This window comes from Streptomyces sp. NPDC026673, assembly GCF_040638135.1.
Classification (GTDB): domain Bacteria; phylum Actinomycetota; class Actinomycetes; order Streptomycetales; family Streptomycetaceae; genus Actinacidiphila.
Window position 1 is genome coordinate 21,850 of the sequence record NZ_JBEZXR010000074.1, and the last position, 20,828, is coordinate 42,677.

Annotated in this window: 18 protein-coding genes and 3 tRNA genes; 13 read left to right on the plus strand and 8 right to left on the minus strand. The window is 73.3% G+C overall.

Annotated elements, in window-relative coordinates:
* Genes AB0F62_RS34230 through AB0F62_RS34270 form a run of 9 tightly spaced genes read left to right on the plus strand, consistent with a single transcriptional unit; the run spans position 1 to position 11,937 of the window.
* Complete coding sequence (locus AB0F62_RS34230; RefSeq protein ID WP_361808601.1) at positions 1 to 1,539, plus strand: carboxyl transferase domain-containing protein; 1,539 nt, start codon at positions 1 to 3, stop codon at positions 1,537 to 1,539.
* 13 nt (positions 1,540 to 1,552) lie between these two features.
* Positions 1,553 to 3,445 carry a biotin carboxylase N-terminal domain-containing protein gene (locus AB0F62_RS34235; protein WP_361808536.1) on the plus strand — a complete coding sequence of 631 codons (1,893 nt, stop codon included), beginning with the start codon at positions 1,553 to 1,555 and terminating at the stop codon, positions 3,443 to 3,445.
* Positions 3,442 to 4,644 (plus strand): acyl-CoA dehydrogenase family protein, encoded by a 1,203-nt coding sequence (locus tag AB0F62_RS34240; protein ID WP_361808539.1) that lies wholly within the window; start codon positions 3,442 to 3,444, stop codon positions 4,642 to 4,644. The genes AB0F62_RS34235 and AB0F62_RS34240 overlap by 4 nt, the downstream gene beginning before the upstream one ends.
* A 30-nt stretch (positions 4,645 to 4,674) precedes the next feature.
* The gene (locus AB0F62_RS34245; protein ID WP_361808542.1) at positions 4,675 to 6,258 is read left to right on the plus strand and encodes a 4-coumarate--CoA ligase family protein; all 1,584 of its coding nucleotides are present in this window, start codon (positions 4,675 to 4,677) and stop codon (positions 6,256 to 6,258) included.
* The gene (locus AB0F62_RS34250; protein ID WP_361808545.1) at positions 6,255 to 7,004 is read left to right on the plus strand and encodes an enoyl-CoA hydratase family protein; all 750 of its coding nucleotides are present in this window, start codon (positions 6,255 to 6,257) and stop codon (positions 7,002 to 7,004) included. Before AB0F62_RS34245 ends, AB0F62_RS34250 begins: the two co-directional genes overlap by 4 nt.
* On the plus strand, positions 6,992 to 7,609 hold the full coding sequence (locus tag AB0F62_RS34255) for a TetR/AcrR family transcriptional regulator (RefSeq protein WP_361808548.1): 618 nt from the start codon (positions 6,992 to 6,994) through the stop codon (positions 7,607 to 7,609). The genes AB0F62_RS34250 and AB0F62_RS34255 overlap by 13 nt, the downstream gene beginning before the upstream one ends.
* 37 nt (positions 7,610 to 7,646) lie before the next feature.
* Entirely contained in the window at positions 7,647 to 8,795 is a 1,149-nt protein-coding gene (locus AB0F62_RS34260) for a hypothetical protein (RefSeq protein WP_361808551.1), read from the plus strand.
* Complete coding sequence (locus tag AB0F62_RS34265; RefSeq protein ID WP_361808553.1) at positions 8,681 to 10,084, plus strand: hypothetical protein; 1,404 nt, start codon at positions 8,681 to 8,683, stop codon at positions 10,082 to 10,084. The genes AB0F62_RS34260 and AB0F62_RS34265 overlap by 115 nt, the downstream gene beginning before the upstream one ends.
* Positions 10,081 to 11,937: an AAA family ATPase gene (locus AB0F62_RS34270; protein WP_361808556.1), complete on the plus strand. Its 1,857-nt coding sequence runs from the start codon at positions 10,081 to 10,083 to the stop codon at positions 11,935 to 11,937. The genes AB0F62_RS34265 and AB0F62_RS34270 overlap by 4 nt, the downstream gene beginning before the upstream one ends.
* Here the strand turns inward: AB0F62_RS34270 and AB0F62_RS34275 are convergent, their stop codons facing one another.
* The 5 genes from AB0F62_RS34275 to AB0F62_RS34295 form a co-directional block, all read right to left on the minus strand.
* Entirely contained in the window at positions 11,938 to 13,116 is a 1,179-nt protein-coding gene (locus AB0F62_RS34275; protein WP_361808559.1) for a ribonuclease inhibitor, read from the minus strand.
* Position 13,117: 1 nt separating this feature from the next.
* On the minus strand, positions 13,118 to 14,479 hold the full coding sequence (locus AB0F62_RS34280) for an SDR family NAD(P)-dependent oxidoreductase (protein WP_361808562.1): 1,362 nt from the start codon (positions 14,477 to 14,479) through the stop codon (positions 13,118 to 13,120).
* Positions 14,480 to 14,509: 30 nt separating this feature from the next.
* Positions 14,510 to 14,582: transfer RNA gene (locus AB0F62_RS34285), tRNA-Ala, on the minus strand.
* A gap of 108 nt (positions 14,583 to 14,690) precedes the next feature.
* Positions 14,691 to 14,762 (minus strand) — tRNA-Glu (locus AB0F62_RS34290).
* 14 nt (positions 14,763 to 14,776) lie between these two features.
* Positions 14,777 to 14,849: transfer RNA gene (locus AB0F62_RS34295), tRNA-Ser, on the minus strand.
* A 228-nt stretch (positions 14,850 to 15,077) separates the two neighbouring features.
* On the opposite strand from AB0F62_RS34295, the gene AB0F62_RS34300 reads away from it, so the two are divergent.
* Both AB0F62_RS34300 and AB0F62_RS34305 read left to right on the plus strand, forming a co-directional pair.
* The gene (locus AB0F62_RS34300) at positions 15,078 to 16,433 is read left to right on the plus strand and encodes a M14 family metallopeptidase (RefSeq protein ID WP_361808565.1); all 1,356 of its coding nucleotides are present in this window, start codon (positions 15,078 to 15,080) and stop codon (positions 16,431 to 16,433) included.
* A gap of 163 nt (positions 16,434 to 16,596) precedes the next feature.
* Positions 16,597 to 16,974: an MmcQ/YjbR family DNA-binding protein gene (locus tag AB0F62_RS34305; protein WP_361808568.1), complete on the plus strand. Its 378-nt coding sequence runs from the start codon at positions 16,597 to 16,599 to the stop codon at positions 16,972 to 16,974.
* On the opposite strand, the gene AB0F62_RS34310 is transcribed toward AB0F62_RS34305, so the two are convergent.
* The gene (locus tag AB0F62_RS34310) at positions 16,949 to 17,584 is read right to left on the minus strand and encodes a DUF4291 domain-containing protein (protein ID WP_361808571.1); all 636 of its coding nucleotides are present in this window, start codon (positions 17,582 to 17,584) and stop codon (positions 16,949 to 16,951) included. The genes AB0F62_RS34305 and AB0F62_RS34310 overlap by 26 nt on opposite strands.
* A gap of 176 nt (positions 17,585 to 17,760) precedes the next feature.
* Between AB0F62_RS34310 and AB0F62_RS34315 the strand changes: the two genes are divergently transcribed.
* A complete protein-coding gene (locus AB0F62_RS34315; protein WP_361808574.1) occupies positions 17,761 to 18,906 on the plus strand; it encodes an inorganic phosphate transporter in 1,146 nt (381 codons plus the stop codon).
* A gap of 14 nt (positions 18,907 to 18,920) precedes the next feature.
* Entirely contained in the window at positions 18,921 to 19,160 is a 240-nt protein-coding gene (locus AB0F62_RS34320) for a hypothetical protein (protein WP_361808577.1), read from the plus strand.
* A gap of 244 nt (positions 19,161 to 19,404) precedes the next feature.
* Here the strand turns inward: AB0F62_RS34320 and AB0F62_RS34325 are convergent, their stop codons facing one another.
* Both AB0F62_RS34325 and AB0F62_RS34330 read right to left on the minus strand, forming a co-directional pair.
* Positions 19,405 to 20,145 carry a PIG-L deacetylase family protein gene (locus AB0F62_RS34325; protein ID WP_361808580.1) on the minus strand — a complete coding sequence of 247 codons (741 nt, stop codon included), beginning with the start codon at positions 20,143 to 20,145 and terminating at the stop codon, positions 19,405 to 19,407.
* 312 nt (positions 20,146 to 20,457) lie between these two features.
* Entirely contained in the window at positions 20,458 to 20,637 is a 180-nt protein-coding gene (locus AB0F62_RS34330) for a hypothetical protein (RefSeq protein ID WP_361808583.1), read from the minus strand.
* Between the last annotated feature and the right edge of the window lie 191 nt (positions 20,638 to 20,828).

A 20,828-nucleotide genomic window follows, 5' to 3' on the forward strand; every position in this document is an offset into this window, starting at 1 on the left:
ATGCTCGAGCGCCTGGCGGAGCTGGAGGCCGAGCACGAGAAGGCGCTCGGGGGCGGCGGCCCCAAGTACGTGGACCGGCACCGGTCGCGGGGGAAACTGACCGCCCGGGAGCGGGTGGAGCTGCTGCTGGACCAGGACAGCCCGTTCCTGGAGCTGTCGCCGCTCGCGGCCTGGGGCAGTGACTACCCGGTGGGCGCGTCGCTGGTGACCGGGATCGGGGTGATCGAGGGCACCGAGTGCGTGATCACCGCCAACGACCCCACGGTGCGCGGCGGGGCGAGCAACCCGTGGACGCTGAAGAAGGCCCTGCGGGCCAACGAGATCGCCCTCGCCAACCGGCTCCCGCTGGTCAACCTCGTGGAGTCGGGCGGCGCGGACCTGCCCAGCCAGAAGGAGATCTTCATTCCGGGCGGCGCGCTCTTCCGCGACCTGACCCGGCTGTCGGCGGCCGGCATCCCCACCGTCGCCGTCGTGTTCGGCAACTCGACGGCCGGCGGCGCGTACGTCCCCGGCATGTCCGACCACGTGATCATGGTCAAGGAGCGCTCCAAGGTGTTCCTCGGCGGGCCGCCGCTGGTGAAGATGGCCACCGGTGAGGAGAGCGACGACGAGTCCCTGGGCGGGGCCGACATGCACGCCCGCGTCTCCGGGCTCGCGGACTACTTCGCACTGGACGAACCCGACGCACTGCGCACCGCCCGCCGGGTGGTGGCCCGGCTCAACTGGCGCAAGCAGGGCCCGGCCCCGGCCGCCGCCTACGACCCGCCGCGGTACGACGAGGACGAACTGCTGGACATCGTCCCGGCCGACCTCAAGACCCCCTTCGACCCGCGGGAGGTCGTCGCCCGGGTCGTGGACGGCTCGGAGTTCGACGAGTTCAAGCCGCTGTACGGGCCGAGCCTGGCGACCGGCTGGGCCCGGGTGCACGGCTATCCCGTCGGGATCCTCGCCAACGCGCAGGGCGTGCTGTTCAGCGCCGAGTCCCAGAAGGCCGCGCAGTTCATCCAGCTCGCCAACCAGCGCGACATCCCACTGCTGTTCCTGCATAACACCACCGGGTACATGGTGGGCCGGGAGTACGAGCAGGGCGGCATCATCAAGCACGGCGCCATGATGATCAACGCGGTGTCCAACTCACGGGTGCCGCACATCTCGGTCCTGATGGGCGCGAGTTACGGCGCCGGACACTACGGCATGTGCGGCCGGGCGTACGACCCGCGCTTCCTGTTCGCCTGGCCGAGCGCCAAGTCGGCCGTCATGGGCCCGGCGCAGCTCGCGGGCGTGCTGTCCATCGTGGCGCGGCAGTCGGCGGCCGCGCGGGGCCTGCCCTTCGACGAGGAGGCCGACGCCGGGCTGCGGGCGATGGTGGAGCAGCAGATCGAGTCCGAGTCCCTGCCGATGTTCCTGTCGGGGCGGCTGTACGACGACGGGGTGATCGACCCGCGCGACACCCGCACGGTGCTCGGCGTGTGCCTGTCGGCGATCCACAGCGCACCGGTCGAGGGCGCCCGCGGCGGCTTCGGCGTCTTCCGGATGTGAGGAGCACGTGACCGTGATCGCATCAGTGCTGGTGGCCAACCGCGGCGAGATCGCCCGCCGTGTCTTCCGCACCTGCCGCGACCTGGGCATCGCCACGGTCGCCGTCCACTCGGACGCGGACGCGACCGCCCCCCACGTACGGGAGGCGGACGCCGCCGTGCGGCTGCCGGGCGACGCGCCCGCCGACACCTATCTGCGCGGCGACCTCATCGTGAAGGCCGCCCTCGCCGCGGGCGCGGACGCCGTCCACCCCGGCTACGGATTCCTGTCGGAGAACGCCGAGTTCGCCCGGGCCGTCATCGCGGCCGGGCTGACCTGGATCGGGCCCGCGCCCGAGGCCATCGAGGCCATGGGCTCCAAGACCCGCGCCAAGCGCCTGATGGCCGAGGCCGGTGTCCCGGTGCTGGAGGCCGGGCCGGACGACCTGCCCCTGCTGGTCAAGGCGGCGGCGGGCGGCGGCGGACGCGGCATGCGCGTCGTCCGCGAGGCGGCCGACCTGGAGCAGGAACTGGCCGCCGCACGCGCCGAGGCGCTGTCCGCCTTCGGTGACGGCGAGGTGTTCCTGGAGCCGTACGTCGAGGACGGCCGGCACATCGAGGTACAGGTACTGGCGGACACGCACGGCACCGTGTGGACGCTCGGCGAGCGCGACTGCTCCGTGCAGCGCCGCCACCAGAAGGTGATCGAGGAGACCCCGGCCCCCGGCATCACCGGCGAACTGCGCCGGACGCTGCACGAGGCGGCGGAGGCGGCGGCACGGGCCATCGGCTACGTCGGCGCGGGGACGGTGGAGTTCCTGGTGTCGGCGGACGGCCGGCCGTACTTCCTGGAGATGAACACCCGGCTCCAGGTGGAGCACCCGGTGACCGAGTGCGTCTTCGGCGTGGACCTCGTCGCACTGCAACTCGACGTCGCCGAGGGCGGCCGGATCCCGGCCGCTCCCCCGGCGCCCTCCGGGCACGCGGTCGAGGCCCGGCTGTACGCGGAGGACCCTGGCCGCGACTGGCAGCCCCAGACCGGCGTCCTGCACCGCTTCCAGGTGCCGCGGGCGCCGGGGCTGCGGGTGGACGCGGGCTTCGGCGACGGGGACCGGATCGGCGTGCACTACGACGCGATGCTCGCCAAGGTCGTCGCCCACGCCCCCACCCGCCCGCAGGCGCTGCGGCTGCTCGCGCGCGCCCTGGAGCGGGCCCGCGTGCACGGCCTGGTGACCAACCGCGACCTGCTCGTACGGGTGCTGCGCGACTCCGACTTCGCCGCGGGGCGGCTGTCCACGGCCTTCCTCGACCGGCTCGGCCCGGCGCCCGCGGTGGACGAGGACGGGGTACGACTGGCGGCGCTGGCCGCCGCACTCGCCGACGCCTCCGGCCGCCACCCGCTGGGCGGCTGGCGCAACGTGCCCTCGGCGCCGCAGTCCAAGACCTACCGCGCCGAACCGGGTGGTACGGAGTACCAGGTCCGCTACCGCCTCGGCCGGAACGGCCTCGTCGCCGAGGGCCACCCGGACGTACGCCTGCCGGCGCACGGGCCGGACCGCGTGGTGCTGGAGGTCGCCGGGGTGCGCCGCGCCTTCGACGTGGCGGTCTACGGGGACGAGGTGTGCGTAGACGGACCGTTGGGCGCCCACCGCTTCACCGCGCTCCCCCGCTTCCCCGACCCGGAGACCCAGCTCGCGCCCGGCTCGCTGCTGGCCCCGATGCCGGGCACGGTGGTGCGCGTCGCCGACGTCGCCGTCGGCGACAAGGTGGCGGCCGGGCAGCCGCTGCTGTGGCTCGAGGCCATGAAGATGGAACACCGCGTCGCCGCCCCGGCGGACGGTGTGCTCACCGCGCTGCACGCCGAGGTCGGCCGCCAGGTCGACGTCGGTGCCGTACTCGCCGTCGTTCAGGAAGAGGAGTCCCCATGAGCGGTACGCCCGCTGTGCACGGACCGACCGGCACCTTCGACAACGTCCTGCTGGAGAGCGAGGAGCGGCGCGCGCTGCGCAAGGCCGTCTCCGACCTGGGCCGCCGCTACGGGCGGTCCTACTTCCTCGACGCCGTACGCGAGGGCAGGCACACCGACAAGCTGTGGCAGGAGGCCGGCGCGCTCGGCTACCTCGGGGTCAACCTGCCGGAGGAGCACGGCGGCGGGGGCGGCGGTCTGGCCGAACTCTCCATCGTGCTGGAGGAACTGGGCGCCGCCGGCTGCCCGTTGCTGCTGCTCATCGTCTCCCCGGCGATCTGCGGCACGGTCATCGCCCGCTTCGGCACCGAGGAGCAGAAGCGCCGGTGGCTGCCCGGGCTCGCGGACGGCTCGGTCCGGATGGCGTTCGGCATCACCGAGCCCGACGCCGGTTCCAACTCGCACCGGCTGACCACCACGGCCCGCCGGGACGGCTCGGACTGGCTGCTCACGGGCCGCAAGGTCTTCGTCTCCGGCGTCGACATCGCCGACGCGACGCTCATCGTGGGCCGCACCGAGGACGCCCGCACCGGCAAGCTGAAGCCGTGCCTGTTCGTCGTGCCACGCGAGACGCCGGGCTTCGAGTTCCGGCCGATCGACATGGAACTGTCGGCGCCCGAGAAGCAGTTCCACCTCTATCTGGACGACGTGCGGCTGCCCGCCGATGCCCTCGTCGGCGACGAGGACGCGGGGCTGCTCCAGCTGTTCGCCGGCCTCAACCCTGAACGCGTCATGACGGCCGCCTTCTCGATCGGCATGGGCCGCTTCGCGCTGGACGCCGCCGTGGACTACGCCCGCACCCGGCAGGTGTGGAAGGCCCCCATCGGCTCGCACCAGGCCATCGCCCACCCGCTGGCGCAGGCCCACATCGAGCTGGAACTGGCCCGGCTGATGATGCAGAAGGCCGCGTTCCTGTACGACGCGGGGGACGACATGGCGGCCGGCGAGGCCGCCAACATGGCGAAGTACGCGGCGGCCGAGGCGGGCGCGAAGGCCGTCGACCAGGCGGTGCACACCCTTGGCGGCAACGGGCTGACGGCCGAGTACGGTCTGGCCTCCCTCCTGACGGCCTCGCGCGTGGGTCGCATCGCGCCGGTCAGCCGGGAGATGATTCTCAACTACGTCTCGCACCACACGCTGGGTCTGCCCAAGTCCTACTGAGCACGTCCTACCGAGGAGGGGGGAACGGCCATGGCACAGCCGGCCGTGTTCCACAGCGAGTACCCCGAGGTCCCCGCCATCGACCAGCCGATCCACGAGGCCGTACTGGGCCACGCCGCCGAGTTCGGCGACCGGCCCGCGCTCGTCGACGGGGTGGAGGGCACGACCCTCACCTACGCGCAGCTCGACTCCTTCACCCGCCGCATCGCGGCGGCGCTGGCGGAGTCGGGCCTGCGCAAGGGTGACGTCCTGGCCCTGCACAGCCCCAACACCATCGCCTATCCGGCGGTCTTCTACGGCGCCACGCGCGCCGGGGCGGCCGTCACCACGGTCCATCCGCTCGCCACCGCCGAGGAGTTCGCACGGCAGCTGCGCGACAGCGGCGCCTCGTGGATCGTCACCGTCTCACCCCTGCTGGAGACCGCCCGCAAGGCCGCCGAACAGGCGGGCGGAGTGCGGGAGATCCTCGTCTGCGACAGCGCCGAGGGCCACCGCTCGGTCCTCGACCTCCTGGGCTCCACCGCCCCCGAGCCGAAGATCGTCTTCGACCCGGGCGAGGATGTGGCCGCGCTGCCGTACTCCTCGGGCACCACCGGTGTGCCCAAGGGCGTGATGCTGACCCACCGCAACATCGCCACCAACCTGGCCCAGCTGGACCCGACGCTGTCGATGGGCCCGGGCCACCGGATCCTGGCCGTGCTCCCCTTCTTCCACATCTACGGGCTCACCGCGCTCATGAACGCCCCGCTGCGCAAGGGCGCCACGGTCGTGGTGCTGCCGCGCTTCGACCTGGAGCAATTCCTGAAGGCGGTGGAGACGCACCGGGTGCAGGGCCTGTTCGTGGCTCCGCCGATCGTGCTGGCACTCGCCAAGCACCCGGCGGTCGCCGCGCACGACCTGAGCTCCCTGGAGTACGTGCTGTGCTCGGCGGCCCCGCTCGACGCGGAGCTGGCCCAGGCGTGCTCGAAGCGGCTGGGGCTGCCGCCGATCCTGCAGGCGTACGGGATGACGGAGCTGTCGCCGGGCACCCATGTGGTGCCGCTGGACTCGCGCGACGCGCCTCCCGGCGCGGTCGGCAAGCTCCTGCCGAGTACGCAGATGCGCATCGTGCCGCTCGACGGGGAGACCGACGGCGACGGCACCGGGGAGATCCACATCCGCGGGCCGCAGGTCATGAAGGGGTATCTCGGGCGGCCCGAGGAGACCTCCGCGATGATCGACGAGGACGGCTGGCTGCGCACCGGCGACGTGGGCCGGGTGGACGCGGACGGCTGGCTCCATGTCGTCGACCGCGTCAAGGAGCTGATCAAGTACAAGGGGTACCAGGTGCCGCCCGCGGAGCTGGAGGCCGTGCTGCTCACCGACCCCCGGGTGGCCGACGCGGCCGTGATCGGCGTGGTGGACGAGGACGGCAACGAGATCCCCAAGGCGTACGTCGTACCGCAGCAGGGCTCGGCCCTCACCCCGGACGATGTGATCGCGCACGTGGCCGGACAGGTCGCCCCGTACAAGAAGGTGCGGCGGGTCGAGTTCACCGACGCGATACCGAGGGCCGCCAGCGGCAAGATCCTGCGGCGCGAACTGCGCGCCCGCGAAAGGGGAACCACCCGATGACCGACGACGCCGCGGCGCCCTTCGTGCGGAGCGCGCACGACCGGGGGATCACCACGCTCACGCTGGACTCCCCGCACAACCGCAACGCGCTCTCCGCACGCATGGTCGACGAGCTGTCCGACGCGCTGGCCCACGCCGGCAAGGACCCTGCCACGCGGGCGGTGCTGCTCACGCACACCGGCGGCACCTTCTGCGCGGGCGCGGACCTGAAGGAGGCGACGTCGGCGGAGGGGCCGCGGCGGCTCGTGGCGCTGCTGCGGGCGATCGTGGAACTGCCCAAGCCGGTCGTGGCGCATGTGACGGGCCATGTGCGCGCCGGCGGGCTCGGGCTGCTGGCGGCCTGTGACATCCCGGTGGCGGGGCCGGGGGCGAGCTTCGCCTTCACCGAGGCGCGGCTCGGCCTCGCTCCCGCCGTGATCTCGCTGACGGTGCTGCCGCGCATGGACGCCCGCGCCGCCGCCCGCCACTACCTGACGGGTGAGGTCTTCGACACCGCGGAGGCCGTCCGCACCGGCCTGGTCGCCGCCCCGGAGGAGGCGCTGGAGGGCATCCTCACCGGGCTGCGCGCCGGGTCGCCGCAGGGGCTCGCCGAGTCCAAGGCGCTGACCACGGCCTCCGTGCTGCGCGTCCTCGACCGGGACGCGGCGGCCCTGATCGAGCAGTCGGCCCGGCTGTTCGGATCGCCCGAGGCGGCCGAGGGCATGCGGGCCTTCCTCGAACGGCGGGCGGCGCCGTGGGCGCTGTGAGCGCCACGCGTACGCCCAAGCAGGACCGCAGCCGCGCCACCCGGCAGCGGCTGCTGGAGGCGGCCGTCGCCTGCCTGGCCGAACGCGGCTGGGCGGGCAGCACGGTGGCGGTGGTCGCGGAGCGGGCGGGGGTGTCGCGCGGCGCGGCGCAGCACCACTTCCCCACCCGCGAGGACCTGTTCACCGGCGCGATCGAGTTCGTCGCCGAGCAGTGGCTGATCGCCCTGCGGGACCACGCGCACGCCCTCCCCCGCGAGGGCGTGCCGCGCACGCACGCCGTGGTCGGCATGATCGTGGACCTCTACACGGGGCCGATCTTCCGCGCGGCCCTGCACCTGTGGGTGGCCGCGGCCAACGAGGAGCAACTGCGGCCCCGGGTCACCGCGCTGGAGGGCCGGATCGGCCGGGAGGCGCACCGGCTGGCCGTCGAGATGCTCGGCGCGGACGAGTCGGTGACCGGGGTCCGGGAGACCGTGCAGGCCACCCTCGACATGGCGCGGGGGCTGGGGCTGGCGAACCTGCTGAGCGACGACGGCGCGCGCCGCGCGGGCATCGTGCGCGAGTGGGCGGCGGTCCTGGACGGGGTGCTGCGCCGCGGTTTTTGAGTCGCCCGGTGCCGGCGGCGGGTGAGAGGATCACCCGATGGCGAACGAGGCGGCGTCGGCCGCCGAACTGGGCTTTCTGCTGGGGCTGGTGGAGCCGGAGCAGGCCGAGCGGGCACGGCGCCGGACGGGACTCCCGGCGGACGGCCCGGCGAGGGCCGCGGAGCGGCCGGAGCATCTGGTGTGGGGACTGCGCTGGCATCAGCTCCCCTCGTCGGTGCTGTGGTGGATGCTGCAGGAGGACGATCCCCGCATCAACGCCCTGGTCTACCGGCACGGGCTCATCGACGACCGTGTACGGCACGACATCCTCACCGGGGTTCCGTACGGGCCGGATCGCACGCGTCGTGTGAGGGTCGACAGGGATCTGTCGCGCCTCAGTCCACCGGAGCTGCCCCGGGTCTCGGGGCCGGACGAGCTGACGGCCGCGCTGCGTGCCGTGACGACGATGGGCGCGGGGCGGACCGCCGCGCTCATGGTGGGGCGCGAGGAGTGGGCGGTGGTCGCCGCGGCCGACCGAGAGGAGCCGCTGCCCGGCTACGCCCGCTGGGCGCTGGCGACCCGCGCCGACTGCCCTCCCGAGGTGCGGGCGCAGTTCGGCACGCACCGCAAGTTCACGCACCGGCTCCGCGTGGCGGGCGTCGTGGACGGCCCCGCGACGTACGCGACGGCCACCCGCCCGGCACGCGACGCCCTGCGCGTCCTCGCGGTGGGGCGATGGGCGTTCGCCCGCCGGGCGGACGAGGCGGCCGGGACGCTGCGTCCCCTCGTACGCGCGGAGCTGGGCGGCAACACGGAGGCGTGGGCGGTTCTGGCGCAGTTGCTGCCGACGTTCTCGGGCACGCATCCGGAACTGATCACGACGGCCGGCGCGATAGCCGGCGGCGCCGGGGCGGGACCCGCCGGGCGGGAGCCGGACGATGAGGAACCGGCAGGCCCGGGGCCGGCGGGGCGGGGGCCGGCCGGGCGGGGAGGGGCCGCCGGGGAATCCGATGGCCCGTTGTCGGTGGGCTCTGGTAACACTGAGTCACAAGGGGATCGGGAGGATTCCGGGCGGATACGCGGGGGGCGGACATGGGATTCGACGAGCGGACGGGACGGCGGCCCGTCGTCGGCATCGCGGACCGGCGGGCGCTGGAGCAGTGGCGTCCGGCGGATCCGGGCGTCGTGGCGGAGGCGCGACGGCTGAAGGAGGCCGCGCTGCTCGACTTCGGGCTGACCGATTCGGCGGTGGCCTCGTGGCTGTACGCGAAGTGCCCGCATCAGATTCCCACGACCGCCGTGGACACCGCTGCCGTGGTCGCCTCGGGGGACGGCTCGGTGCTGCTGCTCTACAACCCCGATTTCTTCGTGGACGTGGGCCTGGAGGGCGTGAAGTTCGTCCTCTTCCACGAGGCCCGGCACGTGGTGCACCGGCATCTGTTCGCGGAGGCCGAGCTGCGGCAGGATCCGGTCTTCGCGACGGCGGCCGAGGTGGCGATCAACCATGTCGCGCTGGTCCGCCTGCGCCGCAAGGGACTGCCGCTGCGGGACGGGCGGCCGACGGGGGTCGATCCGCGCGAGGTCCACGCCGCGTATGAACGGGATCTGAGAGAGCAGGGGCTCGTCCCGCTGCCGTACGCGGAGTTCGTCGAGACCGACATGGGTGTCCACACCGAGCTCAAGCGGATGAAGAACCCGCCGGTGCCCGCCCGTTCGCACTGCGTGCATCTGACGGGGGACGGGGTGCCCGCCGACCAGGAGACGATCGACGCGATGGTCTCCTCCGCGCTGCTGAACTCGCTGCTGGCCGCCCGGCGCGGGCACACCGGAGCGGAGCGGGAGCTGCTGGACCTCATGGGCCGGACCGAGAACGCCTCGGCACGCACGGCCCGGCTGTGGGGGCAGCTCGGTGCCGGCGCGCTGCGCGGCGGGACGGTCAGGACCCGGCGGGTTGACTGGTGGCAGCGGTGGCTGGTCGACGTGGTCGCGTCGAAGCTGCGCGAGGGCGAGCGGCTGGTCTACCCGAAGAAGCGCGGTGCCCTGCTGGCGGCGCTCGGCCACGACCCGATGCTGTCGCGCCGCGGCCCGGTCCGCGACAAGGTACTGGTCATCGCCTACGACACCTCGGGGTCCATGCCGGATTCCGTCGTCGCCTGGCTGACCGAACTCGTGGGGCTGATCGACGGGGTGGAGGCGCACTGGCTCTCCTTCGACGGCGTGGTGATGCCGTTCGCCCCCGGTGAGCGGGTGTACGGCGGCGGGGGCACGAGCTTCCAGGTCGTCGCCGACTACGTGGAAGGCCGTTCCGCGGTGGGCGGACGGTATTTCGAGGAGCGGCCGGACGCCGTGATCGTGCTGACCGATGGCCATGCGCCGCACATCACCCCGGCCGAGCCCGACAAGTGGATATGGCTGATCACAGGGGGCGGCGACGACTGGCCCGACGCCCACACCCCGGCCATGGCCTGCCACCGCGTGACGACAGGAGCGAGATGACCACCACCGCGGCGACCGCCACGGCCGGCCCCCGGCCCTGGCGGGCCAACGCCACGTATCCGCGGGCACCCGAGGGGTGGACGGGGGCGTCCCGGCTGGAGTCGTTCATCGACGCGATGATCGACATGGGCCAGACCGGGCAGGTCTTCGGCGAGCACGGCATCGGCAAGACCTCGACGTTCTTCTCGCACATCGCCGAGGCGTATCGGGACGCCGAGCTGGTCTACGTCCCGGCGGCCAACCTCACCCCGGACGACCTGCTGGCGAACGCGCCGGTCCGTGATCCGCGGACGGGAGAGCTGGTGCTGCGTCAGCTGCTGATGAGCCAGCTGAAACCGGGCCGCCCGTTCGTGCTGCTCATCGACGACTCGCTGCAGGCGGGCGAGACGATCCAGTCCCAGCTGATGCAGATCGCCTGCGACTGGACGCTCGGCGAGTACGACCTTCGGGAACTGGGCTGCGTCGGGGTGTTCCTCAGCGACAACGAGTCCCTGGCCGAGACGGCGGCCCGGCGCGGCGACCTGGCGATCCTGGACCGCATGGTCACCGTGCGGGTGACCGCCAACGACACGTCGTGGCGCCTGAAGCTGGCCGCGGCATACCGGGACTGGGATCTGAGCGGGGTCTTCGCCCTGTGGGCGTCACTCGGCCCGGCGGTGCGGGAGCTGCTCTCGCCGCGCACCCTCGACCACATCCTCGCCAACGCCCGGGAGGGTTTCCCGCTGCGCTGGGGGCTGCCGCTCGTCAACGGTGAGCGGCTTCGGCTGGCGGAGCCCCGGCCGGACGGCTCCCCGGGGGTGAACCGGACGTCGGAGATCCTGGACCGGATCGCCGCGGAGCTCGGTGTGCCCAACCCGGCGACCGTTCCGGATCCGGTGCGCTCCGTGGTGCGGGCGGCCTTGCGCAACCGGTGGACGGTGCTGCTGCAGGGGCCGCCGGGCTGCGGCAAGACCGAGCTGGTCCGGGAGACCCTGCGCGACGGCCTGGGCCGTGATCCGCTGTACTTCTCCCTCCCGGTCACGAACGTCGAGGACCTGTGTGCGCCCATTCCGGGCCGGGACGGTTCGCTGGACAATCTGCCGGCGGTGAGGTTCACCGGCGGCGAGCCGAAGGCGATCGTCTGGGACGAGTACAACCGCCCCAAGGACAAGGCCGCGTTCGCCAGGCTGATGGAGATCACGCAGGAGTGGTCCCTGGCGGGCCGTCCCATCGAGAACCTGCGGGCGCAGATAGCCGTGCAGAACCCGCCGTACCATCTGGGCCGCAAGCTCCTGGTGGCGCGGAACAACATCGCCCAGGCGACCCGCTTCACCGCCTCCCTCACCGTCGAGCCGGGGGACATCCCGGCGAACGAATGGCTGATAGCGCGGTACGGCGCGGTCGCGGAGACGGTGCTGGAGTGGTGGAAGCACGACATCGACGAGGAGGGCCGCGCCTGGATCACCAAGCGCACCATCGAGCGGCTGATCAAGCTCCACCAGCGCGGTCTGCCGCTGCAGATGGCGACCGTCTACCTCGGTGACGGCGAGTACGCGCCGGTGCCGCTGACCGCGCTCGTCGACCGTCTCGCCGAGCGCAAGGTGACGGGGCTGCGTGAGCTGGCGCACGAGGTGAGCGCGTGGGAGGCACGGCTGCGACGCGCGCGGGAGGAGTCCGGGGAGGGGAACAACGACAGCGACCTCGTCCACCAGGTCATCGCCAACGCGGAGTTGTCCCAGCTCAAGCGGCATCGCAAGGCGGTGGCCCGGCTGGTGGCGCTGCTGCCGCCGAAGCTGCGCTCCACGTATCTCGTGGGCGCCTCGGAGCCGGTGCAGCGCTTCTGGATCGAGACCTTCGCCCGTATACCCCGCTGATCAGCGGGGGGTGCGGTGGACGCTGCGTACGGCCGCGATGGCGGCGGGCACCTCCGGCGACGGCAGGTGCGCGCTCAGCGCGCCGAGCCGCTGCCGGATGCTGGTCGCGACGCCCTTGCCGAGGACGTAGCGGGTGGGCGTCGCGGCGCCGGGCGCGGCGTCGAGCAACCGGTGCGCCTCCCGGCTGCGCATGCCGGTGTGGCTGAGGACGAGATGGGTCAGCCGGTGCGGTGCCGCGGCGAGCGCCATGGCCATCGCGCCGGCCGCGTCGGCGTCCAGGCGGTTGTCGGCGGCGCCGAGCGCCCCGGCCGCCTTGACCCGCCCCAGATCCAGGAGTTCCACGCCCGCGTCGGCCGCCGCGGCGACCAGGCGCGCGCAGGCCCGCGGCCCGATGCCGTTGCTGGCCACGGAGAGCCGTACGAGCCGGCCGTGCGGCGCTGTGGCCAGGGCGTCGGCGAGCAGGTACGCGCCCTCGTCGCCGAGGCGTGCCGCCGACGCGTACAGCTCGGCGACCGCGCCCGCCGTGAGCAGCGCGGCCAGGGAGGCCGCCCCGGCCGGGCCGAGGGCGTTGCCGCCGACGAACAGCCGCTCCATGGCGCGTCCGGACCGGGCCGCCAGGATCAGCGCGTCGGCCAGTTGGGCGAGGCCGGCCGGGTCGAGCCCGGTCTGCACCAGGTCCAGGGTGCGCAGCGATCGTGCCGCCTCGACGAGGCCGGCGCCGGCCTCGCCCGCGCCGCCGCCCAGCGGGTTGCGCTTGAGCCACACCCCGGTGACGGCCTGCGGCGAGGCGCGCAGGTTGTCGGCGATCCGGCAGGCACCTCCCGCGGTGATGCCGTTGCAGCCGAGGTAGAGGGTCTCGACTCCGCTGCCCGGGGTGCGCTCGGCGACGGCGGCGGCTCTCGCGTCGCCGAGGCCGTCGGTGCCGAGCAGCAGATGCCGCACGACGCCGGTCGCGGGCGCCTGGCGCAGGGCGTCGGCGACGGCGGCGGCCCCGGCCGGGCCGAGCTCCTGCTTGCACAGGTCGAGGCGTCCGTCGGGCAGGGCGGTTCCGGCCGGGAAGTCCCGGCGTTCGGCGGTGGCCTGGCCGCCGCGCAGCCAGCCCAGCAGCGGTACCAGGTCGGCGTGCGGGCGGGGGGTGACCTCGGGGACGCCCGCGTGGCCCGGTTGCCCGTCCGTCATGTCACCACTCCGCTTCCCTGTAGTCCTTGAGGAAGACACCGGAGACCGGGTGCCCGGCCTCACCGCGCACGATCGGGTCGTAGACGCGGGCGGCCCCGTCGACGATGTCGAGCGGCGTGCGGAAACCCCGGCCGGCGAGCCGGTTCTTCTTCGGCAGCGGGTTCTCGTCGGTGATCCAGCCGGTGTCGACGCTGCACATGTGGACGCCCTGCGCGGCGAGCGCGGGGCCGCTGGTGCGGGTGAGCATGTTGAGGGCGGCCTTGGCCATGTTGGTGTGCGGATGGCCGGCGGTCTTGTTGCGGACGGCGAACCGGCCCTCGACGGCGGTGACGTTGACGATGTAGCGGCGCGGTCGCGGCGAGGCGAGCAGCAGCGGCAGCAGCCGGTCGCAGAGCAGGGCGGGGGCGAGGGAGTTGACCAGCTGGGTCTCCAGGACCTCGGCGGGGTCGAGCCCGCCGAGCTCCGCCGACCAGGAGTTCTCCGGTGCAGTGTCGGGCAGTAGTCCGGCCTCGTCCGTCCCGGCCAGCAGGAGTTCCGCCGTCGGCCCCGGGGCGGACGGCAGCCCGCGGACGGTGCCGAAGCCGGGGGCGGCGAGCAGGGCCCCGGGCCGCGGTCCGGCGGGCAGCGGCGCGCGCTCCCCCGCGGTGAGGGCCGCGTAGGACTCGGGCGGCCTGCGGACGGTCTGGGCCGCGTTGTTGACGATGATGTCGAGCGGCTCACCGGCCTCGCGGAGCTGTTCGCACAGGCCGAGGACCTGGCGCGGGTCGCGCAGGTCGACGGCGACGACGGTGAGCCGGTGGAGCCATCGGGCGCTTCCGGGCGCCTCGGTGAAGCGGCGCAGGGTGTCCCGCGGGAAGCGGCTGGTGACCAGGAGTTCGGCCCCGTCGCGCAGCATCATCAGGGCCAGCTGGAAACCGATCTTGACACGGCCGCCGGTCAGCAGCACACGGCGCCCGGTGAGGTCGGTGCGGGCCCGCCGGCGGGCGGTGTTGTCCGCGGCGCAGTCGGGGCAGAGCAGGTGGTAGAACGCGTCCGCGCGCCGGTAGGGGGACTTGCAGACGTAGCACCGGCGCGGCCGGGTGAACTCCCCCGCGCTGCCGCCCTCCGCCGCGTCGTCGAGGGGCGCGTCCTCACGGCGTTCCCGCGCGCCGGTCGCGGTGGCCGCCACCACCTCGGCGTCCGCCACGGCCCGGCCGTCGCGCCGGGTCTTCCTGCGCCGCAGCCGTCCGTCGCGGGCGAAGCTCGCGGCGACCTGCTCGGCCCTCAGCCGTACCGGATCGTCCACGGGCAGCGCGCGCAGTTTGCCCACCACCGTGTCGAAGGCCGCGAGTTCCGCCTCCGTGATGTCGCCCGTGTCCCCCACTGCCCCTGCCCGACGTCCGGCACTGCCCGGTGGGTCCGGCCGGATTCGAACCGGCGTGTCCGGCCCTGCGAAGGCGGCGCGCCTGCCTCTGCGCTACGGACCCGTGCTCCCCCGGCTGCCCGGACGGCCGGATTCGAACCGGCGTGATCCCTCCTTGAAGGGAGGGGCGCCTGCCTCTGCGCTACATCCGGGCATTGCGATGATCCTATCGGGGGCCCGGCCGGATTCGAACCGGCGTATCCGCCTTGAGAGGGCGGCGGGTCTGCCTCTGCCCTACGGGCCCATGCCCCCGAACTGCCCGGACGGCCGGATTCGAACCGGCGTGATGCGTCTGAGCAAGACGGCGCGCCTGCCTCTGCGCTACGTCCGGGCATCGGGCCGATCGTACCCGTCGGACCCGTCGGACCCGTCATACCCGCCGCACCCGTCAGGGATCCGGACCACCCCACAGCGCTTCCGGACCGCCCATCGGCCAATCCACCGGAGGAATCCGGGCGTTCACCGCCGAAGCGCACACAACGCATTGACGCGGCCATGCCATGACCGCACGATCGAGGCCGAACTCCTGTGCCACCCCCACACCCAGGAGAGGACGATCATGCGCATCCCCCGAACCGGCAGACGGGCGACGGTCACCGCCGCGCTGCTCGCCTGCGCCCTGGCCGCCTCGCTCGCCGTGCAGGCCGACGCGTCACCGTCCACCGCCGGCGGCCGCCCCCTCACGGCCGCGGCCGACGAGATCGTCCGGCAGTACGAGGTGGCGGGCACCGGCACGGTCGCCGCCCGCACCGCGCTCGCCGCCCGCGGCGTGTCCATCGACGCGGCCCGCAGCCACTCCACCGTGGTCACCGCGAACTCCGCACAGGCGGCCGCGCTGCGCTCCGCGGGCTACCGCCTCACCGCGCTCCCCGGCCCGTCCGCGGCGAGCGAGGGCACCCTCGGCCCCGACGGGGACGTCTCGGTGCTGGACTTCCCGGCCTCCGACGCGGGCTACCACAACTACGCCGAGATGACCGCGGAGATCAACACCCTGGTCTCGGCGCACCCGAACATCATGAGGCAGCAGGTCATCGGCACCTCCTACGGCGGTCGCGCCATCGTCGCCGTCAAGATCAGCGACAACGTCGGCACCGACGAGGCCGAGCCCGAGGTGCTCTTCACCCACCACCAGCACGCCCGCGAGCACCTCACCGTCGAGATGGCGCTCTACCTGCTGCACCAGTTCGGCGACGGCTACGCCGGCGACAGCCGCATCAGGAACATCGTCGACTCCCGCGAGATCTGGATCATCCCGGACCTCAACCCGGACGGCGGCGAGTACGACATCGCGTCCGGCTCCTACCGCAGCTGGCGCAAGAACCGCCAGCCCAACTCCGGTTCCTCCTCGGTGGGCACCGACCTCAACCGCAACTGGAACTACCGCTGGGGCTGCTGCGGCGGCTCCTCCGGCTCCACGTCCAGCGCGACCTACCGGGGCGCGTCCCCCGAGTCCGCCCCCGAGGTCAGGCTCGTCGCCGACTTCGTGCGCGGCCGGGTCGTCGGCGGCAGGCAGCAGATCACCGCGGGCATCGACTTCCACACCTACAGCCAGCTCGTCCTCTGGCCCTTCGGCTACACCACCGCCAACACCACGACCGGCATGACGGCCGACCAGTACAACACCTTCGCCACCTTCGGCCGCACCATGGCGGCCACCAACGGCTACACCCCCGAGCAGGCCAGCGACCTCTACATCACCGATGGGTCGATCGACGACTGGCTGTGGGGCACCCACGGCATCTGGGCCTACACCTTCGAGATGTACCCGGGCCCGAACGGCTCCTCGGGCTTCTACCCGCCCGACGAGGTGATCCCGGCCCAGACCAGCCGCAACCGCGAGGCGGTGCTGCTGCTCCTGGAGAACGCGGACTGCATGTACCGCGCCATCGGCAAGGAGGCGCAGTACTGCTCCTGACCCCGGCCTGACGCTCCCGTCCCACCCCCCGACCCCGGTCCCGCGGCGCGCCGCGCGCCGCGCGCCGCGGGACCCGGCTGCCCGGAACCGGCGCCGTCCCCGGCCTACCATCGGAGCCGCGCGAGCCCGCCGCTCGCCGTCCGCACCCGACCCGGGAGGCCCCGTGACCACCGGCCACGATCCGCTCGCCGTCCGCGAGGAGGTGCGCGCCTTCGCGCTGACGCTGCCCGGCGCCGGCGAGGAGTTCCCCTGGGGCGAGAGCGTCGTCAAGGTCGCCGGGAAGGTGTTCGTCTTCCTCGGCGTCGGCGACGGCAGCCACCCGCCCGGCATCAACGTCAAGCTCAAGGACCCCGAGGCGCACGAGCACGCGCTCTCCGTCCCCGGCGCCGAGCCCTCCGGCTACGGCCTCGGCAGGGCCGGCTGGGTCTCCGTGCCCCTCACCGAGGAGGCGCCGGCCGCCGAGGTGCTCTGCGACTGGGTCGAGGAGAGCTACCGCGTGGTCGCCCCGAAGCGGCTCATCGCGGAGCTGGACGGGCGCTGAGCTCCGGCGTCGCGCCGATCACGGCGGCCGTCGCGGCGTCGAGGGGGTAGGGCCGCTCCGGCGGCAGCAGCGCGGCGGCGGCCTCGCGGTCGCCGGAGCGCACGAGGTCGTGGACCTGGTGCGCGAGCCCGGTGACGTCCCGCACCCGGACGATCCAGTGGTCGGCGTAGTCGCGCGTCGCCCGTCCGGTGAGCCCGAGCTGCAGCGAGCGGTACGGCAGCGGGCGAAGGGACAGATCCCGCTCCGGGTCCCACTGGACGCGCACCTGCGTGGCGCGCACCTGCTCGGCCCAGGTCTCGCGGTCCGGGTGGACGGAGCGGTCGAAGTGCGACAGGCAGGCTTGGCGCAGCGCCGACTCGAAGCCCTCGCGGCCGATGTCGAGGGCGAGCACGCGTTCCTGCCCCTCCTTCCGGCCCCAGCCGCTGCGGTACATCATCCACAGGAACGACGGTTTGATCCACGTCATCCGGGAGCGGCTCCAGCTCGCGGGGAAGCGGCCGTGCAGCGCGGCGTGATCACCGATCTCCGGACGGTACGCCTGATAGACCGTCACGGTGTCGTCGGTGTGCGCGGCCCTGATCCGGCGGTACGGCATCTCGGTGTTCTCCATGATGCGGGCATCCTGCCCACCCCGGACCGCCCGCCGCCAGGCATTTTCCGGCGGCCTCCGCCGTCCGGCGGGCCGCGCCGTGCGGGCCCCCGGTACGTCGCCTAGCCTGGAATCCCGACGCGACATCGGCACGACGGGCCCGGTGAACTGCACCGCACCAGGGTGGGAGGTCCGCGGTGGGCTCTGTCTCCTTCCTCCTCGTGATCGTCATCGTCACGGCGCTCGCCTTCGACTTCACCAACGGCTTCCACGACACGGCCAACTCCATGGCGACGTCGATCGCCACGGGCGCGCTCACGCCGCGGGTGGCCGTCGCGGTGGCCGGGGTGCTGAACCTGCTGGGGGCCTTCCTGTCCACGGAGGTGGCCCGGACCATCTCCGACGGCATCGTCGACGACGCCAAGGTGTCCGCCGTCATGATCTTCGCCGGGCTGGTGGGGGCGATCCTGTGGAACCTCGTCACCTGGCTGCTCGGCCTGCCGTCGAGCTCCTCGCACGCGCTGTTCGGCGGGTTGATCGGAGCGGTCTGGGTGGGCGCGGGCACGTCGGCCGTCAACGCCGCCGAGGTGCTGGAGAAGATCGTGATCCCGGCCATCGCCTCACCGGTCGTCGCCTGCGTGGTGGCGATGCTCGCGACCTACCTGGCCTACGTGATCACCAGACGGACCGCGGGCAACCGGGCGAAGCGGGGCTTCCGCGCCGGTCAGATCGGCTCCGCCTCGCTCGTGGCCCTCGCCCACGGCACCAACGACGCCCAGAAGACGATGGGGGTCATCACCCTGACGCTGATCTCCGGCGGGCTGCTGGCGCCCGGTTCCGGTCCGCCGTGGTGGGTCGTGCTGAGCGCCGGGCTGGCGATCGCGCTCGGCACCTACGTGGGGGGCTGGCGGATCATCCGCACGATGGGGAAGGGACTGACCGACATCGAGGCGCCCCAGGGCTTCGCCGCCGAGACGAGCGCGACGTCCGTGATCCTCGCGTCCTCGCATCTGGGCTTCGCCCTGTCCACCACTCAGGTCTGCACCGGCAGCATCCTGGGCGCCGGGCTGGGGCGCAGGCTGGCCCAGGTCCGCTGGGGGGTCGCCGGGCGGATCGCCGTGTCCTGGGTGCTGACGCTGCCCGCGGCGGCGGCCGTGGGCGGGGTGGCGGCCTGGGTCGCCGACCACGGCGACGTGGGGGTGGCGCTGGTGGCCGGTGTCGCGGTCGCCGCCGCCTCGGCCTTCTACGTCCTGTCGCGCCGCCGCCCGGTGAACGCCGACAACGTCAACGACACGCGTACCGGTGTGCCGGAGCCGGCCGGCCGGTCGGCCGGCGGGCGGTGAGGAGCGGATCCCGCATGGACATCGAATGGGGCAACCTCGGCGGCGTGTTCGGGGCCAGCCTCGGCATCACGATCGTGGTCGTCGTGATGTTCTCGCTGGGTGTCGCCGCCTGGGGGCGCGCCGGCGGCGAGGGGCCGCGCGCCAAAGCGCCGCGCGACGCCCGCGAGAGGACCGCCCTGGCTGTGGCGGCCCTGTGCTTCGCGGCCTGTCTGGCCGTGGCGGCCTACGGCATCGACCTGATCGTCCCCGGGTAGGGAGGGCTCGCCGCGGCCGCTCCGGCCCGGGAACTGGATGTACTCGGCCGACACATTGGCTCCCGCAGCCACCGCTGGGAGGTGCCCCTGGTGCGGCGCATCGCACCAGCGGAGAGTCGTCCTCGTAGTGGCTACGCGGGCGATGCGACAACTCCCCCGGGCCGAAGGCCGGAGGAGTGCCGTGCCTGGGGGCACCTCCCAGCGAAGCCGGGGGAGCTTCGCTGGACAGGCGGTGACGACAGGCTTAGCGCGGGTAGAGCTGGAACGAGACCGCCGGACGGTCCCCGAAGCGCCGCGACGCGATCTCCATCGCCCGGCCGAGGAAGTCGCGCGCGTACTCCTCCGGCTCCCGGTCGCTGAGGGCCCGGATGTACGCCCGGTGCTCCGCGAGGGAGGCGACGGCCCGCTCGACGTCAAAGTCGCCGACCTCGACCGCGTGCGTGGGCTGCGGAGATCCCGCGACCGCCACCCAGCGGACCCCGCCCCAGGGTTCCAGGCTCTCGTCCCGGACGAGTTCGGGGAAGATCCACCGGTTGCCCGCGTCACCCGCGGCGTCCAGGACGGCACGGCCGACGGCCCGGTGGTCCGGGGTGTTCCAGACCGTGCCGCCCCAGGTGTCGTGGTGGTTCAGGGTGATCAGCAGCTCGGGACGGTGCCGTCGGATCGCGGCGGCGATCTCGCGGCGCAGCGCCGGGCCCTCCTCTATGACGCCGTCCCGGTGGTCGAGGAACTCGACGGTCTCCACGCCCACCACCGCCGCGCTGGCGCGCTGCTCGGCCTCGCGTATCCGCGCCGCGTCCTTCGGGCGTATGCCGTCGATGCCGGCCTCACCGCGGGTCACCAGCAGATAGCGGATCTCGCGGCCCGCCTCGGTCCAGCGGGCGATGGCCGCGGCGGCGCCGTACTCGAGGTCGTCGGGGTGGGCGACGACGGCGAGCGCCCGCTGCCAGTCCTCGGGCATGGCGTCGAGGTACTGCTCGGACATGGGGGCGCCTCCTTGGGGCCGGGGTGGGCACAAGGAGTTGATCATGGCACGGGCGCCGGCGGCGGCTCCGCCGGGGTCACGTCGGTGAGGCCCGGCGCGGGCCGGACGCGGACGGGCCGGGCGGCGGGCCCCGTCCCGGGCAGGGAGCACCCGAGCGCACGGAACGGGCAGGGGGCGGCCTCCGGGAACGCCGGGATCCGCACCCGGCGGACGTGCGGGTCAGTAATCCGGTCGCCTGACGGCGACACCCAGTGATCTTGTAAATCGATGGCGGCAGCGCCTTGTTGACCTTGGACGCCATCTATTTACGCATCAGGCGGGACCGCCGTCCGCCGCCGTCGCCGGTGCGGGCAGCGACGTCACGGTGGCGCCGTGGTCCCCCGTGGTCTCCGGCGGCGGAGCCGCGGTGGGGGCCGGTCCGGCGGCGTGTTTCTTCTCGACGACCTTCTCCGCGGTTTTGCCACCGAAGTAGAAGCCCACCATCACGATCATGAAGGTGTTGAAGCTGTCTTGACATCCTCCCGGGCCTCAATGCCCGGGATTCCCGCCTGCTCCCACACAAGGCGTGTGGGTCGCTTCGGGTGGGTTCCTAATGGGCAGCGGTGGGAGCCGGAGAAGTCTTGACATCACCCAAGCCGTGAGCTCTTAAAGGTAGAGCGGCTCGATGGTTCCTACTCCGCTGG